The organism is Flavobacterium hauense, assembly GCF_054457175.1.
Genome location: NZ_JBTKVX010000014.1, coordinates 1 through 20,805 on the forward strand (window position 1 = coordinate 1; position 20,805 = coordinate 20,805).

19 protein-coding genes are annotated in these 20,805 nt (G+C 40.6%); 14 read left to right on the forward strand and 5 right to left on the reverse strand.

Translation table 11 applies throughout. The features are described from left to right. Window positions 1-196 precede the first annotated feature (196 nt). Together ACX0HA_RS11280 and ACX0HA_RS11285 are read left to right on the forward strand one after the other, a co-directional pair. Window positions 197-775 (forward strand): hypothetical protein, encoded by a 579-nt coding sequence (locus tag ACX0HA_RS11280; protein ID WP_458845390.1) that lies wholly within the window; start codon window positions 197-199, stop codon window positions 773-775. Between the two features lie 71 nt (window positions 776-846). Beyond that, window positions 847-1,140, forward strand: coding sequence for a hypothetical protein (locus ACX0HA_RS11285; RefSeq protein ID WP_458845391.1), 294 nt, complete (start codon window positions 847-849; stop codon window positions 1,138-1,140). A 34-nt stretch (window positions 1,141-1,174) separates the two neighbouring features. On the opposite strand, the gene ACX0HA_RS11290 is transcribed toward ACX0HA_RS11285, so the two are convergent. The 4 genes from ACX0HA_RS11290 to ACX0HA_RS11305 are packed head-to-tail and all read right to left on the reverse strand — an operon-like array spanning window position 1,175 to window position 3,584. Next, window positions 1,175-1,819 (reverse strand): endonuclease III domain-containing protein, encoded by a 645-nt coding sequence (locus ACX0HA_RS11290; RefSeq protein ID WP_458845392.1) that lies wholly within the window; start codon window positions 1,817-1,819, stop codon window positions 1,175-1,177. 2 nt (window positions 1,820-1,821) lie between these two features. Further along, entirely contained in the window at window positions 1,822-2,214 is a 393-nt protein-coding gene (gene msrB, locus ACX0HA_RS11295; protein ID WP_458845393.1) for a peptide-methionine (R)-S-oxide reductase MsrB, read from the reverse strand. Between the two features lie 27 nt (window positions 2,215-2,241). Further along, complete coding sequence (gene msrB / locus ACX0HA_RS11300) at window positions 2,242-2,757, reverse strand: peptide-methionine (R)-S-oxide reductase MsrB (protein WP_458845394.1); 516 nt, start codon at window positions 2,755-2,757, stop codon at window positions 2,242-2,244. After that, a complete protein-coding gene (locus ACX0HA_RS11305) occupies window positions 2,754-3,584 on the reverse strand; it encodes an alpha/beta fold hydrolase (RefSeq protein WP_458845395.1) in 831 nt (276 codons plus the stop codon). The genes msrB (ACX0HA_RS11300) and ACX0HA_RS11305 overlap by 4 nt, the downstream gene beginning before the upstream one ends. Before the next feature lie 126 nt (window positions 3,585-3,710). Here ACX0HA_RS11305 and ACX0HA_RS11310 point away from each other — a divergent pair, with 126 nt between their 5' ends. The 12 genes from ACX0HA_RS11310 to ACX0HA_RS11365 all read left to right on the forward strand — a co-directional run bounded on the left by ACX0HA_RS11310 (window position 3,711) and on the right by ACX0HA_RS11365 (window position 17,098). Next, entirely contained in the window at window positions 3,711-4,061 is a 351-nt protein-coding gene (locus ACX0HA_RS11310; protein ID WP_458845396.1) for a DUF1801 domain-containing protein, read from the forward strand. Window positions 4,062-4,182: 121 nt separating this feature from the next. Next, a complete protein-coding gene (locus tag ACX0HA_RS11315) occupies window positions 4,183-5,001 on the forward strand; it encodes a M48 family metallopeptidase (protein ID WP_458845397.1) in 819 nt (272 codons plus the stop codon). Window positions 5,002-5,217: 216 nt separating this feature from the next. Continuing rightward, entirely contained in the window at window positions 5,218-6,636 is a 1,419-nt protein-coding gene (locus ACX0HA_RS11320) for a hypothetical protein (RefSeq protein ID WP_458845398.1), read from the forward strand. A 94-nt stretch (window positions 6,637-6,730) separates the two neighbouring features. After that, complete coding sequence (locus tag ACX0HA_RS11325) at window positions 6,731-8,023, forward strand: MFS transporter (protein ID WP_458845399.1); 1,293 nt, start codon at window positions 6,731-6,733, stop codon at window positions 8,021-8,023. Between the two features lie 149 nt (window positions 8,024-8,172). Then, window positions 8,173-9,075, forward strand: a complete 903-nt coding sequence (locus ACX0HA_RS11330; RefSeq protein ID WP_458845400.1) for a DUF6252 family protein — start codon at window positions 8,173-8,175, stop codon at window positions 9,073-9,075. Between the two features lie 127 nt (window positions 9,076-9,202). Continuing rightward, window positions 9,203-10,099, forward strand: a complete 897-nt coding sequence (locus ACX0HA_RS11335; protein WP_458845401.1) for a DUF6252 family protein — start codon at window positions 9,203-9,205, stop codon at window positions 10,097-10,099. Between the two features lie 125 nt (window positions 10,100-10,224). Further along, window positions 10,225-11,118 (forward strand): DUF6252 family protein, encoded by an 894-nt coding sequence (locus ACX0HA_RS11340; protein WP_458845402.1) that lies wholly within the window; start codon window positions 10,225-10,227, stop codon window positions 11,116-11,118. 190 nt (window positions 11,119-11,308) lie between these two features. Further along, window positions 11,309-13,759 carry an endopeptidase La gene (lon, locus tag ACX0HA_RS11345; protein WP_458845403.1) on the forward strand — a complete coding sequence of 817 codons (2,451 nt, stop codon included), beginning with the start codon at window positions 11,309-11,311 and terminating at the stop codon, window positions 13,757-13,759. A 108-nt stretch (window positions 13,760-13,867) separates the two neighbouring features. After that, window positions 13,868-14,887, forward strand: a complete 1,020-nt coding sequence (gene porQ, locus ACX0HA_RS11350; RefSeq protein WP_458845404.1) for a type IX secretion system protein PorQ — start codon at window positions 13,868-13,870, stop codon at window positions 14,885-14,887. A 3-nt stretch (window positions 14,888-14,890) separates the two neighbouring features. Continuing rightward, window positions 14,891-15,583 (forward strand): (d)CMP kinase, encoded by a 693-nt coding sequence (gene cmk / locus ACX0HA_RS11355; protein ID WP_458845405.1) that lies wholly within the window; start codon window positions 14,891-14,893, stop codon window positions 15,581-15,583. Between the two features lie 26 nt (window positions 15,584-15,609). Further along, complete coding sequence (locus ACX0HA_RS11360; protein ID WP_458845406.1) at window positions 15,610-15,774, forward strand: hypothetical protein; 165 nt, start codon at window positions 15,610-15,612, stop codon at window positions 15,772-15,774. A 103-nt stretch (window positions 15,775-15,877) separates the two neighbouring features. After that, a complete protein-coding gene (locus ACX0HA_RS11365; RefSeq protein ID WP_458845407.1) occupies window positions 15,878-17,098 on the forward strand; it encodes a nucleoside permease in 1,221 nt (406 codons plus the stop codon). A gap of 64 nt (window positions 17,099-17,162) precedes the next feature. Here the strand turns inward: ACX0HA_RS11365 and ACX0HA_RS11370 are convergent, their stop codons facing one another. Next, a complete protein-coding gene (locus ACX0HA_RS11370; RefSeq protein WP_458845408.1) occupies window positions 17,163-20,576 on the reverse strand; it encodes a T9SS type B sorting domain-containing protein in 3,414 nt (1,137 codons plus the stop codon). Window positions 20,577-20,805 lie beyond the last annotated feature (229 nt).

The window sequence follows — 20,805 nt, forward strand, 5'->3', positions numbered from 1 at the left end:
TGTTCGCCTTACGGCTCGGGTCGTCGCCTTTCTTTTGAAAACCCTTCATCTAACGATGAAGGGTTTTTTGTTGTATAACCTTTTTGTAAAGCCTCTATAGTATGTAGAGGCTTTTGCTTTTGGAAATTAAAATAGTCTTTAAAAGTAGGAATTCATTATGCTATTTGTTTTCTTAGCAGGCTAAAACCAACTATTAATGAAAAATCTACTTTTAGCTACTACTGTTGCATTTTTATTTTTTACTTTTAAAAGCAATGCCCAAAATGTAAGTGTGGAAAAGAATATTACAGGTATACAAATTGGGCCCCTTGGCGTATGGATAAATGATGAGTTTAGACTTACTAATAAGATGTCTCTAAGAGCAGAAGCAGGACTTGCTGCAGGTTATTGGGCAGGGAAACAATATGAAGGGCTTGGTTTTCTGCTGACACCCGCCATTCGGGTTGAGCCAAGATGGTACTATAGTCTTGAAAACAGAGAGAGAAAAGGAAAAAATATAAGAAACAATAGTGGCAATTTTCTGGCATTACAGACGTCTTATTACCCTGATTGGTTCGTGATTGCACAGGATGGAGACGACATTACTGTAAGAGACCAAATTTCATTCGTTCCTACATGGGGTATACGAAGGGCCCTGGGCAATCATTTTGATTATGAGGCGGGTTTTGGTATCGGCTATGTACATGTATTTAAAAAAGAAAGAGGCAGCTATAATTATAAAGCAGACAATGATGCAGTGGTTAATGTGCATTTGAGAATTGGTTACCATTTTTAAAGTTTAAGATTATTTTAATAGCTTACCACTTAGGGTTTAGTAAATTTGGGTTTATTACTAAACCAAACACTATGAAAAAGTTATTTTTTATTTTGGCATTAATTACAGGTTTTTCGTCAACAGCGTCGACTATTACATATACTAACACAGTAGTTTCTGTTCACCAGGAAAAGCAATATAAAAAAATTGAAGTTTCACAGGTTGCAAAAGAAGCGTTGGATAAAATCAAAAAGAGCTATGGAAGCTATACGATAAAAGAAGCCCACAGAGCAGATGACGGTGAATACAAACTAGTACTTTCTAAAGATGGAGTAGATACAACGGCTACTTTTACAGCGGCCGGAGATATAATCAAAATATACTAATAAAAAAGAGAAGCATTTTGGCTTCTCTTTTTTATTATGCTTTATGAGTAAGGCAGTATTCGCAAACCTTATTCATGATACACTCACTGTGTTTTGGATTTGTAGGCCTGCATGTTTCACGTCCTAAGAAAGAAATTGCCATTCCAACTTCTCCCCACATATCTTTTGGGAGAACTTCCATCATTTGTTTTTCAATCTTTGTAGCGTCTTTGCCTTTGGCTATACCAAGCCGTGGTGCAACGCGCAATACATGAAGGTCTACCAAAATACCTTCTGCCTCAACACCGGCTTCGCGCATTATCACATTAGCAGATTTACGCCCCACTCCTTTAAGAGCAATAAGTTCTTTCATTGTTTTAGGAATGTTCTTATCTTCTTTAACGGTTTCGGCTATTTCCTGCAGCCAGGCAATCTTATTTCCGTTGAAACGTACCTTATCCAGGTATTGGTGCAATTCAGCGGTGTTGGCCTTTGATAAAGCCTTCATGTCCGGGAATTTTTTAAAGAACTCGACGGTTACCTTATTTATGTTGGCATCACTATCCTGCGCAGCAAGTACCACCATAACCATTAACTGGTAAAGGTTTTTGTAGTGTAAAGGGTGCTCCTTGCCTTTATATTTTGCTACAAGAGGTTTGAGTTCTTCTGGCCAGTTGATGCCTTCATTAAAGAGATCCATAATTATGGCTTTAAGTCAACAGATAATGAGTTAACGCAATACCTTTGTCCGGTTTCGGTAGGACCATCATCAAATACGTGTCCGAGATGGCTCCCGCAATTGGCACAAAGTATCTCTGTTCTGATCATTCCAAAAGTTGTATCCTTTATGTACTCCACCTTTCCGGGAATAGATTCATCAAAAGAAGGCCATCCGCAACTTGACTGGAATTTTGAGTCGCTTTCAAAAAGCGGTTCGCCGCAAGCGCCACAGCAGTATATGCCTTTGTCAAAAGTAAGGTTGTATTTGCCTGAATGTGGAAATTCGGTTCCTTTCTCGCGTAATATCTTATAGCGTTCCGTACCCAGTTCTTCTTTCCATTGATCTTCAGTTTTTTCTACATTATATTTTTCCATAATAGATGAATATTTATTTGAAACGAATTATTTCTTTGCCGGTATAAATTTAATCGAAACAGAATTAGTGCAAAAGCGATTGCCGGTAGTTTCTTCGGGGCCATCATTAAATACGTGACCTAAATGTCCACCACAATTAGCACACATCACTTCAGTACGCTTCATGCCAAGTGAACCGTCTTCTTTGTAGATTACTGAGCCTTTTATTGCCTGATCGAATGACGGCCATCCGCAGGATGAGTCAAACTTTGCATCGGATTTAAATAATGGATTGCCACAGGCAGCACACACATAAACACCTTTTTCAAAATGTTTGTAATACTCTCCTGTGAATGGCCTTTCGGTAGCTTTTTGACGAAGCACGTCATATTCTTCCTGACTAAGTACCTTTTTCCACTCCTCATCAGTAGTGTTCTTGTTCAGTTTAATTTTTTGTTCAGGCTGCTGTGCTATTTCCTGTTTTGCCGGAGTCTCTTTTTTCTTTTCCTGTGCCTGGCAGGCGGTAAATGTAAACAGGATCACTAGAGCAATTAATTTTTTCATGAGTCTAAGAATTGAATGATTTTTTTGATGACTTTGCTGTCTCCTAAAATTTTGCGGTGCCCAAGTCCTTCGGTAATCATGACTTCGGAATTTGCCAGATGTTGTGCAATATGATGTGCTGCACTTACAGGGACATCCGTGTCATCTTCGTCATGAATCACGAGTACCGGGTTCTTAACTTCCGCTGCAGCTATATACGCTGAATAGGTGTTAATGGATTGTCCAAACTTCTTTTCAAACTTGCGTATCATCAGTTTACCTGTAGCAATATTCATTCCTAATTTTGCGGTAAAGTCATCCATAATATCTTTTATAACATCACCGCTTCCTATTATTACGGCTTTGTTAACCTTAAATCCTCTTTTTATGGCATTCAGGACAGACATGGCACCCAATGAATGCCCTACAGCATGTTCAAAAGGTCCAAAGCGTTGTTCAAGCTCAAGGATAGAAGCTACAAATTCGGTCATATCGCTGCTTTTTCCGGGCGATTTACCATGAGCAGGAGCGTCAAAGCTGATAGTGCTGTATCCGTTTTTCAAAAGTCTGTCCGCAATGCTGTGCAACTGTGTGCCGCGGCCACTCCAACCGTGTACCAACAAAACCTTTTTATCACTTTCGCCGTAATGATAAACGTTTATTTTTTTTCCGATCGATGAAACTTCAATTTCTTCCTGCCTGCTTTTCACATCCATTTCGACCTCACGCTTCGGGAGCCTGAATCGGATAGGGCGTGTAAAAAGCTTTATGGCAAATTTTGCCGCCAGGCGGGGTGAAGTGACTTCAAGTATTTTTGCCGTAACCAATATTGGTTTCGGAATTTTCATTGATTCCCGATGGATTTTTTTTGTGTCAGACATTGTATGTGAATTTACCAGACCAAGTTAGAGATTTATGTTTTTTGCTGTATTTTTAAACATCATAAATATAAATTAAATCTTCGGTGAATTTTTATGCGGCCAATTGATCTATATTTCCTTGAAAAAGAAGAGCCTGTAAGGAGTTGTCTTCTATATCTGCGTACTCATATTGCACAGTTTGATGCAGCTATTACTGAAGAGTGGAAATATAGAATGCCGTTTTACTATTATAATGGTAAAATGCTATGTTATTTATGGACCAATAAAAAAACTAACGAACCATATATAGGTATTGTTGATGGTAATAAAATAGACAGGCCGGAATTGATTATGGAGAAACGCAGCAGGATGAAGGTATTGCCTGTCAATTCTTTGGGTGAAATTCCTGTAGCGCTTATTGACAGTATATTGTCAGAGGCAATTGCCATGAGAATGAGGCGCTAAAATTAATTGTTAATCTAATTTGAACATTCACAATACTTTAACTTTACAGTGTTAATTTTTTGAAATAGTTATAAAATGAAATCACTAAATTTGAATAGAATTTAATAACTCTTATTCAACCATGAGAAAAAGCATCTTAACACTATCAGGCTTATTACTTGTTTTAGTAGTTGCCTGTAGCAAGAATCCTTTTACAGGAAAGTCTGATCTTAATTTTGTGTCCAATGACCAAATATTCCCGACTGCCTTTGCTGAGTACAGCCAGTTCCTGAAAGAAAACAAAGTGATAAAAGGTACTCCCGATGCACAACGTGTGGTTAGTGTCGGTCAAAAGATAAAAGCAGCAGCAGAAAAATACCTTAATTCTACCGGAAATTCCAGCTACTTAAACGGCTATGCATGGGAATATAACCTTGTAGACAGTAAAGAAGTAAATGCCTGGTGTATGCCCGGCGGAAAGATAGTAGTATATTCTGGTATATTACCAATTACGAAAGACGAAGCAGGACTTGCTACGGTTATGGGTCATGAGGTAGCTCACGCATTGCTTAACCACGGAGCGCAGCGTATGAGTGCTGCACAACTTCAGCAGTATGGTGCAGCAGGTGTTCAGGTTGCAACAGCCGGACAAAGTTCTGGAACTCAGGATTTGCTTATGCAGGCATACGGCATAGGATCTGAAGTAGGAGGTATGTTGCCTTTTAGCAGGAAACATGAGACCGAAGCTGATGAAGTCGGACTTACCCTTATGGCTATTGCCGGATACAATCCTGATAAGGCAGTTGAATTCTGGCAAAGGATGGAAGCCAACTCAGGAGGTGGAGCACCACCTGAATTCCTAAGCACACACCCTGCAGGATCTACAAGGATAGCGCATATTAAAAGTATTGTAGCCAATGCCAAAGCTGAAGCAGCTAAATTTGGAGTAACTTATAAATAGGCCTTAAAATACTATACCAGCCACCTTCGGGTGGCTTTTTTATTTCAGTAATTTATTTGTAAATATTTGTTCTTCAGATTTATAGAAATACTTACAGTTTTTTTGCGTTTTCAATAGTAGGGCAAAGAGATAATAATTTGTTCTATAAGCATGCAAAAGCCTTTAAAATAAGGTACTGCGCAATTATTCGCCATAAGAACCTGAATCTAAATTGCCATGAAAATAAAGTTGAAAGTTTTATTATTAGTAGTATTTCCTTTAGCGATGTCTGCGCAGGATGCGGTAATTTTCAGCAATGATAAATACAGCGGTATCAGCAGCGTGGGGTTTTCTCCTACCCAGCCTTATATGAATCCAAATCCCTGGGATGTAAATATTATCGCCGAAAATCTATTTGTGCAAAATGATTATACCTACATCTCGAACCAGAGCATTCTTGGTCTGGCTAGTGCAGACATAAAAGGTGTAACCCTGAGGGATAAAATTATGGGTATCAGCGGGCCTAATTTGCAAGACTACTACAATAAGGACGTAGGAAGATATCATTTCAGTTCTGATGTACTTGGGCCTTCTTTTTCCCTGTCGACAGATATCCGCCAGAAAAAATATACTTTCGGGCTTTTTACCCGCGTAAGGACACAGGGTTCTGCCATTGATGTTGATAATTACTCAAGATTCAACAACACAAATACCGATGCGATATATCAATATGATTTTCGTCCCTTCAAGACCAGTTTTATGAACTGGGGAGAAATAGGGATAAATGCTGCTACGGAAATATTTGAGCGCAAAGAGTATAAGTTGGTTTTGGGTGGTAACCTGAAATACGAAATTGGATATGATGCCATGAACGTGAATAGTAGGAGTACTGCAACCATAAGCAGGACGGTTGATAGTAATTTTGGTACTGATGGCGAAGTGGCTAACTATGATATTGAAGCTTCTTACGCGACCTCTTATGATTCTGAACAGGAGCGTTATCGTTTCAAGCCTACAGGTAAGGGCCTGGGAATGGATATTGGCCTTACTTTTATGAAATGGGACTTCAGGATGGAGGATTACAACCTTAAGATGTCGTTTAATGTTCTTGATATAGGGTATATTAGATTTGAAGGTGAAAATCATCTTTTAAAAGGCAGCCCGGTCAGTTTTAATAGTTTATCGGGTAAAAGGATAGGGAGTCCGCAGGAACTTTTTCAAGTTTTGAGCCAGGAAGCCTATGGCAATCCTGGTGCCTCTTTGACGGGGACAAAATTTACGATAGGGCTTCCGACAAGTTTACACTTTAATGCAAGTAAACGGGTAGGTGATAACCAGTATGTGAATTTTGACATGGTGCAAAGAACCCCTGTTTTTGAAAACAGCCTGAAACGTGCCAATATTGTCAATGTTTCTTATTCTGTACAGAAGAGAATACTTGGCTATGGCGTTTCAACATCATTGTATGAATTCAGGGACATGCAGTTTGGGGCATACCTGAGAATAGCACCCTTCGTTATAGGGAGTGAAAACTTTTTTCCGCTTTTCTTTAAACAGGATAAACTGCACGCAGCCGATATTTATTTTGCGCTGAAGATCTACCCTTTTAGCGAAAAGAATACTGAAAAGATTCGACGAAGTAAATGCAGGTGTTGATGATGTATCCCTGTCAAAACTTTACGACTTTATAACTTTAGATTTTAGGACTTAAAGAAAAATAAAGTAGCTTTGGGTCAGCAAACCAATATTTATGGTACAATTAGAAAAAGGAAGCAAAAAGCTTCTTAATGCCTGGGCTTTTTATGACTGGGCTAACTCGGTATACAGCCTTGTAATCGCTTCGGCGATATTTCCAATTTTTTATGATCTGATCTTCGACCTGAGCGGAAGCAATTATGTAATAGTTTTTGACACATCAGTAAAAAGTACGGCACTGATAAGCTTTGTTACTGCTTTTGCTTTTTTGGTGGTGGCTTTCATTTCTCCATTGCTTTCAGGTATTGCCGATTATTCAGGTAATAAAAAAGGCTTTCTCCAGATTTTTTGTTATCTGGGCGGACTTTCGTGTATTGGCCTTTATTGGTTTGACCTGAGTCATTTATACTTAAGCCTGACGTTTTACTTTTTTGGGCTCATAGGTTTTTGGGGCAGCCTTGTGTTTTACAACTCATATCTTCCTGATATTGCTTTTCCTGACCAGCAGGATGCGGTGAGCGCCCGTGGATATTCAATGGGATACATTGGAAGCGTGGTATTGCTGATCATCAACCTTGCAATGGTAATGTCAGTTGAAGAATCTGAAAAGCTACAGATGATGCGCTACTCTTTCGTGTCGGTGGGAGTTTGGTGGATACTCTTTAGCCAATACACGTACTACTATCTTCCGAAAGGTAATAAAGAAGGCAGGAAAGTTACAGGAGATGTTTTCTTTAACGGCTTTAAGGAGTTAAAGAAAGTGTGGGCACAGCTTAAGCAAAACCAAACGCTTAAACGCTATTTAGGTGGTTTCTTTGTATATAGCATGGCAGTACAGACAGTAATGCTTGTCGCAACTTATTTTGGTGCCGAAGAAATACAATGGGGAGAAGGCGGAGCCAAACAGATGGGGCTTATCGTGAGTATACTTCTTATACAGCTTATCGCGGTGGCCGGAGCTGTAATAACATCGAAACTTTCGGCTAAATATGGAAACATTAAAACACTTATCGGGATCAATTGCGTTTGGGCAGCAATATGCATTTGCGCTTTCTTTGTAACAAAACCTGTTGAGTTTTATGTTACAGCCGCTTTCGTAGGTTTGGTAATGGGAGGGATACAGTCGCTTTCAAGATCGACATACTCAAAGTTCCTGCCTGAAACGCAGGATACGGCCTCATTCTTCAGTTTCTATGATGTGACCGAAAAGATTGGTATCGTAATAGGGATGGTGCTTTATGGTGCCATTGACCAGATATTTGGCAGTATGCGTTATTCGGTGGTATTCCTGACGCTTTTCTTTGTTGTGGGCATATTTTTACTGCTTAGGGTAAATAGGAATAAATAATTCATTTTTTTATTTATATTTGAAAACTAAAATTAAACCTGCGGATAAGGATTAAGAATTTGTCTGTGGCTTTAGTTGATTTGGCAACGCCAGATCAGATGTTACCTAAACCGATCACTATTTATTATCTTAATTTACTAAAAACTGATATGAAAAAGTTTAAATTTCTTGCTGCTTTTGTTGCATTTGCTACATTACTGGGGCTAACGAGTTGTTCTGACGATCAGGCTGAACTGCTTAACGGTGGCCAGGGGCCTGCAGGTTCAACTATACTGAATATTAACTATACTATTCCCGGAGATACGACTAAAGTTTTTCATTCTACGTTTGTAAGTGCAGCCGCATCTGGTGATAATGTTACAATTACGGCAGATAATGAAGATACAGGTGAATCGTTAGTAATTCAGTTTGGAAACCAGTTAAATAAAAACGGAGCGTTTGACAATGCAATCGTTACTTATATTGATCCTTCAGGGAATGAGTACTCAGCATTGAGCCCATTCACAAACCTTCATACCGGTGCAGTGAAATTATCAGAATCTAATGCAGGTTCTATAACAGGTGCCTTCAGCTTTATCGGTTATGACGATGATGCAGCTGCTCCTGCTGATGGTGTTCCTTTCTTTAGCGGTATATTCGAGAATGTGCCTTTAACAGGAACACTTCCTACACCACTTCCTTATGAGCCGCCATTTGTAGGTGAAATGAAAGCTAAAGTTAACGGTACAGACGTAACTTTTGGTGCAGCATGGACTATAGTTGATGGCGCTGAAACTACTATTAAAGGAAATAATGTTGATCCGGCCTATTCTATCGCAATAACATTTGCTGATAATTCTACTATCGCTGAGGGAACTTTCGATATCGATGAGACAGCTGTTAGTGCCATAGTTACAATTGGTGAGGATAGTTATGAAGGTGTTGGCGGATCAGTTATAATTACTGATATAACTGACAATATAGTTACGGGAACTTTTACCATCAGTGCTGAAAACGAAAGTGGAATTATTGAAGTTACCGCAGGATCATTTAAAGTAGCTCTTGAAGAATAACTGTCAAACATAAAGTATTCATAACCGCCTTTTTGGCGGTTTTTTTATATCTGATAAATAGCATTTCTTAGTACTATACATGTTAAAAATATACTATATTTGAATCGGAAAATTAAAAAACACTAAAATGAAAAAAATTAGATTACTTTCTGTAGTACTTGCAATGATTACTGCTTTAGGCTTTATTTCTTGTGATAGTGAGCCTGTAGACCCGGTTTTAAATCCCGGTGGAGAAAACCCCGGAACAAATCCTGTTGGTAACGCCAATTTTAAGGTAGATTTTGGAGGCAGCACTTTTGTAGCTACATCAGCTGTGGCAAAATACGAGCAGGGTATGCTTATAATAGCCGGAGCCAAAACTTCGGGAGAGGTGGTAAGTGTAGGGGTAAGCGGTACTACTGAAGGAACTTACAATAATAACACAATGAACTATATTCCGGGGGTTAATGCCCAGACCGGCTACATGAACATTAATCCTGAGACCTTCCTGAAAAATGGTACCGTAGTAATAACCGATGTTGACTATGAGAATAATACGGTTTCGGGGACATTCAGCTTTAAGGGCTATTCAGTAAATCCTGCTACTAATCCTGCATCAATCGAATTTACAAACGGTACTTTCCAAAATGTGCCGGCGACAGGATTACCACAGCCGGGAACCGTTTCAGAAAAATATATGAGGGCTAAAATTGATGGTGAATTGGTTAATTTTGGTATGGTGGTTACAGCGGGTGAAGGCGATTTTTGGGTGCTTACCGGTACTGATGCTGCATCTATGAGAACGATGACCCTTAATTTAGATCAGGCAATGACACCCGGAACATATCCTTTAGAGATGCTTACAGAGTATTCTGCTCTCTATATGGGAGGTATGGGTGGAATTGATATTCCTTCTGACACAGGAACTATTACGATAATCAGTCATGCTAACGGATGGATAAAAGGAACTTTCTCGTTTAGCGGAGAAGATTTCGATGGAATTCCCCATTCGGTTACTAATGGAGAATTCAATATTCAATACTAAAATATAGAAAAGATTAAAATCCGCCACCTGGCGGATTTTTTTATATTCCTGACGAATTAACATACAGTAGTCAGGTATTTATGAAATTCCTGCTATATTTGAATCCAAATTATAAAATTATTGTGATGAAAAAATTCAGACTATTATCTGCAGTGTTGGTAATGTTTACGGTTTTGGGCCTTGTTTCTTGTGACACCGAACCTGTAGATCCGGTTTTAAACCCAGGAGGAGAAAATCCCGGTACAAACCCTGTTGGACAACCTGTATTTAAAGTTGACTTTAGCGGTCAAACCTATGTTGCAACAAACACTATTGCTACTGTAGGTAGTGGCTTGATTACTATAGGTGGTGTAAAAGGTACTAACGGAGAAATGGTTTCTATCGTTATATCTGGTACTGCGCAAGGTACATATTCTGGCGAAAACGTTATGATGGATTATAATCCGGGTAATTCTGAATACTCATACAGCAACCTTTTTGTATCGGGTGCTGATGCAGGAAGCGTTACGATTACTAGTATCAATACGCAAAACAAAACTATTTCGGGAACTTTCCAGTTTAAAGGTGAATGGACAGATAGCGAGGCTAACATGCCGTCTGTGATTTTCACGAATGGTGTTTTTGAAAACATTCCGTATACAGGGGCTGTAGATACCGAGGAGGAATTTTTTGACGCTACTGTAGATGGTACTGATAATTCTTATGCCGGTTCTGATCTTGCTGTAGTTGTAGCAAGCGCCGGAGCAGGAGAGACCATTTCGATAAATACTTATGGTGAAAACCACAAACTTGTATTCTCTTTCCCAACTACGATCACAGCAGGTACCTATACATTCGCAACAGGTCCGTCGGCTACGGTTGGCGCACGTTTTATTGATGCGAACAATGAATCTCACACGGTAACAGGTGGAAGCCTGACTATTACAAGCAACGCTAACGGCTGGGTAGCAGGTTCTTTTAGTTATACCGTAGATAGCCATGTGGTTTCAGGTGATTTCAACCTTGAGTGGGATTTCTAAAATTTATCCTTAAATAATTAAAATCCGCCCGGTGCGGATTTTTTTATGGCATAAAGATTGTCATAATAGTTGGCAGACCTATAGTTAATACAGCCTTTTTTGCTGATTTACAGTGTCTGCTGAATGGTTTTATGTTATAGAGCCATTTGTATTTATAATAATTTAATGACAAAATGACCTTTACAATAGTATGGCGAATCAAAAGATATTAAACATTGACAGTTTGTCACTTCAGGAATTAGACACTGATGCGGATTTAATTCCATTAATGACCCCTGAAGATGAAGAAGAAATGAATAACGAGCAGCTGCCGGAAACCCTGCCAATATTACCATTGCGTAATATGGTGCTGTTTCCCGGAGTTGTTATTCCTATTACTGCGGGCCGCGATAAGTCGATAAAGCTTCTTAACGATGCCAATGCAGGTGGAAAAATAATTGGTGTTGTTGCCCAAAAAGATGAAAGCGTTGAAGAACCCGGTATCGAGGACATCAATACTGTAGGTACGGTAGCAAGAATACTTCGTGTTCTTAAAATGCCTGACGGAAACACAACGGTAATCCTACAGGGAAAAAAACGCTTTGAGATCGATCAGGTAATCACGGACACACCTTATCTTCAGGCTACCATAAAAGAGGTTAACGAAGAGAGGCCGGCCGATGATGAAGCAGAGTTTTCGACCATAATTGAGTCTATTAAAGAACTGGCGATACAGATCATTAAGGAGAGCCCAAACATTCCTACTGAGGCTACATTTGCTATCAAGAATATTGAAAGCAACTCTTTCCTGGTGAATTTTGTTTCGAGCAACATGAACCTTACTGTTGAGGAAAAGCAGAACCTGCTTGCCGAAAACGACCTTAAAACTCGAGCGCTTGAGACCCTGCGTTATATGAACCTTGAGTTGCAAAAACTGGAACTTAAGAATGATATACAAAGCAAAGTGCGTTTTGACCTGGACCAGCAGCAGCGTGAATACTTCCTGCACCAGCAGATGAAGACCATTCAGGAAGAGCTGGGTGGTGTTTCTCACGATCAGGAGATTGAAGAGATGCGCCAAAAAGGCAAAGCCAAAAAATGGAATGAGAAGGTTAAAGGGCATTTTGATAAAGAAGTATCCAAACTTCAGCGAATGAATCCCCAGGCGGCAGACTATGGTACCCAGCGCAATTATCTTGAGCTGATGATTGAACTGCCATGGAATGAATATTCTGTAGATAATTTCGATCTTAAGCGTGCTGAAAAAATACTTCATAAAGACCACTATGGCCTTGATGATGTTAAGAAACGTATCATCGAACACCTTGCAGTGCTTAAGCTTCGCAAGGATATGAAATCGCCGATACTTTGCCTTTACGGCCCTCCGGGAGTTGGTAAGACTTCCATTGGTAAGTCGGTAGCTGAAGCACTTGGCAGGGAATACATCCGTATTTCGCTTGGTGGCCTGCGCGACGAGGCAGAGATAAGAGGACACAGAAAAACGTACATAGGCGCCATGCCGGGTAGGATCATCCAGAGTCTTAAGAAGGCAGGGACATCCAATCCTGTATTTGTACTGGATGAGATCGATAAGCTTAGCGTGAGCAATCAGGGCGACCCTTCATCGGCGTTGCTTGAGGTGCTTGACCCTGAACAGAATAAGGAATTCTATGATAACTTCCTTGAACTGGGCTTTGATCTTAGTAAAGTAATGTTCATTGCCACGTCAAACAACCTGTCTACTATTCAGCCTGCCCTTCGTGACAGGATGGAGATCATAAACATGACGGGATATACTATCGAAGAAAAGGTTGAGATCGCTAAGAAACACCTTGTACCTAAACAGATAGGTGAGCATGGCCTTACTGCTAAAGATATAAGCCTTGGCAAAAAACAAATCGAGAGAATTGTAGTAGGATATACCCGTGAGTCAGGTGTCAGGGGACTTGAGAAGCAGATCGCTAAAGTGATACGTCATTATGCGAAATGCATAGCGATGGAAGAGGAATTCAACGCTAAAGTTACCGATGAGGATATCATTGAAATTTTGGGAGCACCTAAAATGGAGCGCGACAAATATGAAAGCAACGAAATTGCAGGAGTAGTTACCGGGCTTGCCTGGACAAGTGTTGGAGGTGACATTCTTTTCATAGAGTCGATACTATCTAAAGGTAAAGGTCACATGACTATGACAGGTAATCTTGGTACAGTAATGAAAGAGTCTACCACCATTGCATTGGAATACATAAAAGCCAATGCCGAATTGTTAGGTATAAACCCGGAGGTGATCAATAATTATAACGTTCATATTCACGTGCCGGAAGGAGCTACCCCTAAAGACGGGCCAAGTGCAGGTGTGGCGATGCTTACCTCATTAGTATCTTCGTTTACCCAAAAAAGGGTTAAGAAAAACATAGCCATGACAGGTGAAATCACTTTGAGAGGAAGGGTACTACCGGTAGGAGGTATCAAAGAAAAGATACTTGCTGCCAAAAGGGCAAATATTAAAGAGATAATACTGTGCCAGGAAAACAAGCGTGATATCGATGAGATCAAGCCGGAATACCTTGAGGGGCTTACTTTCCACTATGTGAAAGAAATGAGTGAAGTAATCAAATATGCAATTACAGATCAAAAAGTGAAGAATGCTAAAACACTATAATAAAGGTTAATTCAGTAAAAAAACGGCTAAAATTTCTTAGCCGTTTTTTTATTTAAAAATAATATCTTCGCATTCGCGTTATAGTATGCGAAATCCTATAAAACCACAATGTTTAAAAACCGGTATCTTTTACTCATCCTGCTGTACACCACTTTGTCTTTTAGCCAGATAGGAGGTAAATCTACGTACCAGTTCCTAAACCTTGTTACCTCACCAAGACAGGCCGCACTGGGCGGAAAAGTGATTACGCTTCACGATTACGACGTTAACCAGGCAATTTTTAACCCTGCGACCATCAATCCTGAAATGGATAACCACCTTTCGGCTAATTATGGAAGTTATTATGGTGAAGTAGCCTATGGTACTGCCGCCTATGCTTATACATGGGACAGGCACGTGCAGACTTTTCATGTGGGTGTTAATTATGTAGATTACGGAAACTTTGAAGGCCGCGACGAAGCCGGTCTTATTACCGGAGACTTTACCGGTAGCGAAATGGCGTTGTCTGTTGGTTATTCATATAATGTTCCTTATACCGATTTATACATTGGCGCTAATGCAAAATTAATTTCGTCTACACTGGAGAGCTATCACTCTTTTGGTGCAGCGGTTGATATTGGAGCATTGCTGATAGACGAAGATAACGATATCAATTACGGGTTGGTAATTCGTAATGCCGGTATGCAGTTGTCTACATATGCCGGAACGCGTGAGCAGCTTCCGTTTGAGATCCTGGCGGGTATATCTCAGGAAATGGAGAATGTTCCGTTACGATGGCATATTACCCTTGAAAACCTCCAACAATGGAATATCGCTTTTTCGAACCCTAACCGTGCCGAACAGGGCATTGATGGCGGGGCAACCGAAGAAAAGGTTTCTTTTTTCAATAATGCATTGCGTCACGTAATCCTTGGTGCCGAACTTTTCCCTGGGAAAAGCTTCAACATACGTATTGGGTACAACTTTAGGAGGGGTGAAGAGCTTCGGCTTGAAGATCGACGAACTTTTTCGGGGATTTCGGCAGGTTTAGGGATAAGATTTGGTAAATTGCGGTTCGATTATTCGTATTCGAGATATACCCTTGCAGCTAATACCAGCCTATTTGGTTTAATGTTAAACTTACAGTAAGATTTGGATAAAAAAATTACCATAGCAATCGACGGTTTTTCTTCTACAGGCAAAAGCACACTTGCAAAACAGCTTGCCAGACAACTTGGTTATGTATATGTAGACAGTGGTGCCATGTACCGCGCCGTTACCCTTTATGCCATGAGGAACGGATTTATCACTGAAGGCGCTTTTGACAGGCAGGGGCTTATTGACAGCCTTGATGATATTACGCTTCGCTTTACCTATAATCCGGAATTGGAACTGGCAGAGATGTATCTTAATGGTGAAAATGTGGAGAAAGAAATACGTATGCTTGATGTATCCAAACTGGTGAGTTATGTGGCCGAAGTGCATGAGGTACGTGTTAAGCTGGTTGAACAGCAAAAGCACATGGGTGATCATAAAGGTGTTGTTATGGATGGCAGGGATATTGGTACTGTAGTGTTCCCAAATGCCGAATTAAAAATTTTTATGAACTCTGCAGCGGAAGTGCGTGCCCAAAGGCGTTTCAAGGAACTTACCGGGCTGGGTCAGGTGGTAACCTATGAGGATGTTTTTAAGAACGTTGTAGAGCGTGACCATGTTGATACCCACAGGAAAGATTCGCCGCTTGTAAAAGCCGATGATGCGATCGAGATGGATAACTCAAATATTACAAAACAGGAACAGCTTGAAAGAGTGCTGGTCCTGGCTAAAAACCTGATAGCAGGATAGTGCTTTAGATGATCTATAAAGTCTTTATGCTGATCCTGGCGGTTGTTGTCATGCAGCTGATATACTTTTTGGTAAAAAGTACTAAAGACCGTCTTCGCGGCGGCAATACCTTCCTGAAAAGCACTGAATATGTAAGGGGCTATATACTTATAGCGCTCCTGATAGTACTACTCCTTTTTATGTTATTCTAATTATATTTCACTTCACAGTAAAACATAATTAACTTTACGATTCCTTAACAATCAAAGCTATAGTTTATTAATAGATTTGCGTTTTTGATTCTAAAAGTTAATTATGGGCATAAAACTGCGGCTTACTGCCATGAATTTTCTCCAGTTCTTTATTTGGGGTTCGTGGCTTATCTCTCTCGGCAACTACATGGGAGGCGTTCTTGGTTTTTCAGGTTTACAGATAGGAAGCGTTTATACAACCATGGGTATCGCGTCATTATTTATGCCGGGGCTTATGGGCATAGTAGCCGACCGTTGGCTTAATGCCGAGCGTGTATTGGGCTTATGTCACATTATTGCTGCAGCATTTTTGGTATATGCTTCTACACTTAATGATTTTCCTTCGTTTTATATGGCAATGCTTTTGCATTCCTTCTTTTATATGCCTACCATCGCACTGAACAACGCCGTATCGTATGCTGTTCTGGAAAAGTCAGGCAGCAACATAGTAAAAGATTTTCCTCCGATACGTGTGTGGGGTACTGTAGGTTTTGTTATGGCAATGTGGGTTACGGATATTTGCGGATGGACCCAAAGTCCTTTCCAGATGTATGTAAGTGCAGGAGCGGGCTTGTTTTTAGGGTTGTATGCTTTTACCATGCCGGCAGTTGTTCCTACATTGAATCTTGCGAAAAAAAGTCTTGCATCGGCTTTAGGACTGGATGCCTTTGTACTTTTTAAAAAGAAGAAGATGGCCGTGTTCTTTATATTCGCGATGCTGCTTGGTGCTGCCCTTCAGATAACCAATGCCTTTGGCGGGCCTTTCCTGGATGATTTCAAAACAACGCATCCTGACTCGTTTGCAGTTCAGCATCCAAATCTGTTGCTATCTATTTCGCAGATATCAGAAACACTTTTCATATTATCTATACCATTTTTCCTGAATCGTTTTGGCATAAAAAAGATCATGTTGTTCAGTATGCTGGCGTGGATACTACGTTTCACCCTTTTTGGACTCGGTAATCCTGACGACAGGCTTTGGCTTTTACTGCTGTCTATGGTTGTTTACGGAATGGCATTCGACTTCTTCAATATTTCCGGTTCACTGTTTGTAGAAAAAGAAGCCGAACCGGCAATACGTTCCAGTGCACAGGGATTGTTCATGATCATGTGCAACGGCATAGGTGCTTTTATAGGCGGACTGGCCAGCGGCTGGGTGGTAGATCATTTTACCGTGAATGGCGTGAAAGACTGGCAAAGCATCTGGTTTACGTTTGCGGCATACGCATTGGTATTGGCCATTACATTTCCTATAATGTTTAGAGAAACGCAGGAAAAGAGTTGATTTGGTTATTCGTGGATTTGGTTATTTGTTTTTCAAATCAAAAAATCCACGATTAAAACAAATTTTATCGTATCATCGAGAAGTGTCCTTTCATTTCCTGGCCATTCTGTCGTTTTACGACAAACCAGTAATCGGTAGCGGGTAGCTTACTCCCATTAAGGGTACCGTCCCATCCTTTGCTGTCTACGCCAAAACCGGTGATTAATTTGCCATACCTGTCATAAATATAGACCAGCATATCAGGTTCAAGGATAGCCATGTAAATGCGCCAGTATTCGTTAATACCGTCACCGTTTGGTGTAAAGAATTTAGGGTAGGTGAGTATGTAAGTCTCAAATTTATCGTCACCGCAGTTAAATTCATCTTTTACATAGACAGTATATAGTCCGGGTGCAAGGCCATTGAAAGTTGGCTCGCTCTGAAAATGAATATTATCAAGAGAATACAGGTAACTTCCGGGCATTGGGGTAGGTTCCATAACTACGGTAAGGGTATTGTCTTTATCGGTCCAGTCTTTAATTGTAACGGTATTTATAACCGGAGCCGGAGATTTTACAACCTGTATGTCTTTAGACCCTTCGCAGCCTATCGCATCCCTCACAGTAACGGTGTAGCGGCCTGCATCGCTAACAGTAATGCTTTGGGGGCCTACGATAGTTATGGAGCCTGTTTCGTTTGTCCATGAATAGTAATCGTATCCGCTGTCTGCCGTGATGGTGACATCTTCGCCTTCGCAGCCACCCCATTTTTCTTTCATGTTGAGCTTAGGCATAGGATTTACAACAATGTTAAACCATGTAATTGCGATACAGTCAAAGCTCAGATCATGTGTTGCCCTGGCATATATGGTCGTTGTGCCCGTTGTAAAAGCAGAAAGGTTAGTTATTGGGTTTGTTCCAAGGTTTGCATCATTCTCTGAAGTGTGGTATGTTATAGTGACATCATCAGGGTTCTGGTCATCTAAAATAAGAGGTGTATATACAGAGATGTCAAATGTTTCTTTATTGTCACCATCCAGGTCGCATACGGCAATGCCATCAAGATCTGACGGTGCGGGTACATGTACAAGTGAAGGAATGTCGGCTACGTTAAAGGTGAGTGTTCTTGTAATATTACAATTATCTTTTACCTGAATGGTGTATATCCCTGAATTAAGGCCGGTAAATGTGTTATTTTGGCCGTTATCTGCAACAAATGGCGCGGTGATACTGTAATTGAGTGGAGGTACGCCAAAAGCATTTATGAGTACCTCTCCTGAATTTCCCTGACAGTCAAGGCTTATGGCACCTAAAATAGTAAGCTCACTGTAATATTCGAATTCATAAAGTGTTGTGCTGCACAGTTTGGTCTTTTGACCCTTTGCTCCGTCGCCAAAACTTTGGTATAGTTTTAAGACCCTGTATTTTCCTGTTGAATATATCAGGTTTGGGTTTGTAGCGTTATTGGTTAATTTTAGCCCGTTACGGTCGGCTATGGGTGTCAGCAGATCAGATACTATAGGATCTCCTTCGACATAAGTTGTGCCGGCAGGATCAGGATGTCGCCATGTGCCCAAAACATCATCCCACTTTTGGAGAGAAAAGCTAACGAAAGAGGTACCCGTGCTCTGATGATTTATAAACAGGTCAAATGCCCCGCAATGAGGTGTTAGTATGTATTCATCTTCAGATATGCTATAGGAGGGGACGACGGCATAATTGAACAGCCATTCGATATCGTCATCACAGCCATTATTTCCCTTGAATTTATACTGTCCGGGTGGCAGGTGATCCATGTAGAGCACCATTTCGGTAGGGTGGATATGTGGTGAAGCGTCATAAGGTAAGGGATGCTCGTTGCTAAAGGCTGTTGGGGCATTGATGATCTCTATGTGGTCCAGGATTGCTCCTGTTGTTGTAATGCTTCCGAATCCTACTTCGCAGTCAGGGCGTGACAGATAACTTCCTTTGTCTCCATTATAGGGTTTTATGGTAAATGGTTTTCCGGGATATGTTACCCCGCATGTATCCTTAAGCACTATAAAATAATCGCCAGGAGGCAAGTCTCCTACTTTTACTTCGTCCCTCTCTTTTGATTGTTTATTTTGTATAAAGGCATCCAGGTCAACGCCATACGTGGTTGAATATTCCGGAGGACCCATTGTCATGGTGGCTACGCCTATGGGTAGTCCCGGGATGGAGGCAGTGACCATACCACCGCTATTGCACAGCTCATGATAGTCGACACTAACATTTATCTCGATATCCGGAGCTTTGACCTCAATTTCATTCGAAATTCCGTCGGGAGTCCTGTTGCATTGGTCGTGTATCTTTACTTTATAAATGCCCAGGGGAAGCGGTGTGTTTTCGTCTCCAAATAAGATCTCCTCATCATCTACAGTATATGGCCCGGGGTACTTATCGTTATAGTCGGCAGGGTTAAATCCGGGTGGAGGGTTTATGAATTCAAGTGTAAATGGTCCCATAAATTTAAATGCCTTGTATACAATGTTTATTCCACTGCACTTAATGTTTACTGTTTCGCCAAAAAGGGTCAATAGCGGATTAATATCCAGTTCAGGAGAGGTTATGGTCTGATTGCATATGTTGGTGATCTCTACTTTATAATGGCAGGGCTCGCCATAATGGTAATCGATAACTGTTTCGGTAGAGGCAATATCGGGCTCGCCCGATGGAATTGGAACATTATAGATATTTACGGTTCCGTCAACATGTGTTACCGTAAATTTTGCCTGTAACGGATAGGGGATGGGAACACCGTTTGCGCTGACAATGACATTTTTTATGGTTAGCTTGTCGCACGCAATTAATTCTACATCAGGAAAGATTGCAGGGCTAATTTGCAGGGTAGGCACTGCCTCGATTATACTCAGGGAATGTGGAATTGCTTCCCCGCAATTATTGGTTGCTACTATTGTGTAGAGTACATTATGTGTCAGCCCTGTAAATGTGGGTGAAGGCTGGGGTCCTATAGAGGTACCGTTTGCTGCGGTAAGCTTATAGCTCACGGCGTTGCCGGTTACTATGGTTACTGTTATTTCGCCGTCATTTCCACAGAGTACAGGTTTGCTGGTTAGGGCAAACTCAAGAGGCACCGTGTTATCGGCAATTGTTGCCTGTGTTGTAGCAAAAGGAGGTACTTCAATATTGTTTACATACTGGTGCGCTTCGACCTGATATACGCCATTTTGTTGTGCGGGTACGTTAGAGAGGGCATTGTTCCATACAAGTATTGGGGCAGATGCTCCAGTAGGCCCAAGGTAATAGACAATATAGGTTATTGAGGCGCCTGCGGTTGCATTTTGTACCGACAGGGCAAGTGAGCCGTTACCGTCGCAGGTTTCGTTTGTGGTTACAGCATTCACTGTAAACTGAGCGTAAACTGATGGGGCTGTTATTAGCAAAAGCAATACCATTGCATATTTCCTGATAGCGGAATATACAGTGTTAATGCAGGGTTTATGTAAGTTTAAGTCCATGTGAAAATTAAGTTCTATAGGTGACTTAATTTCAAGTTTTTTCCGTGTCTAAGGTAGAAAAAAATGTGTAATATAAAAACTATGTTAATTTATATATTATATAAAGTATATTTTGCATAATCATTATTATATTTTTAATTTGATAAAGATGTTTGGGTTTAGGTGCTTAAAACGTGTTTGTTATGTTTGTTTTATTGAAAAATGTTGTACCTTTGCACACCTTTTGGCA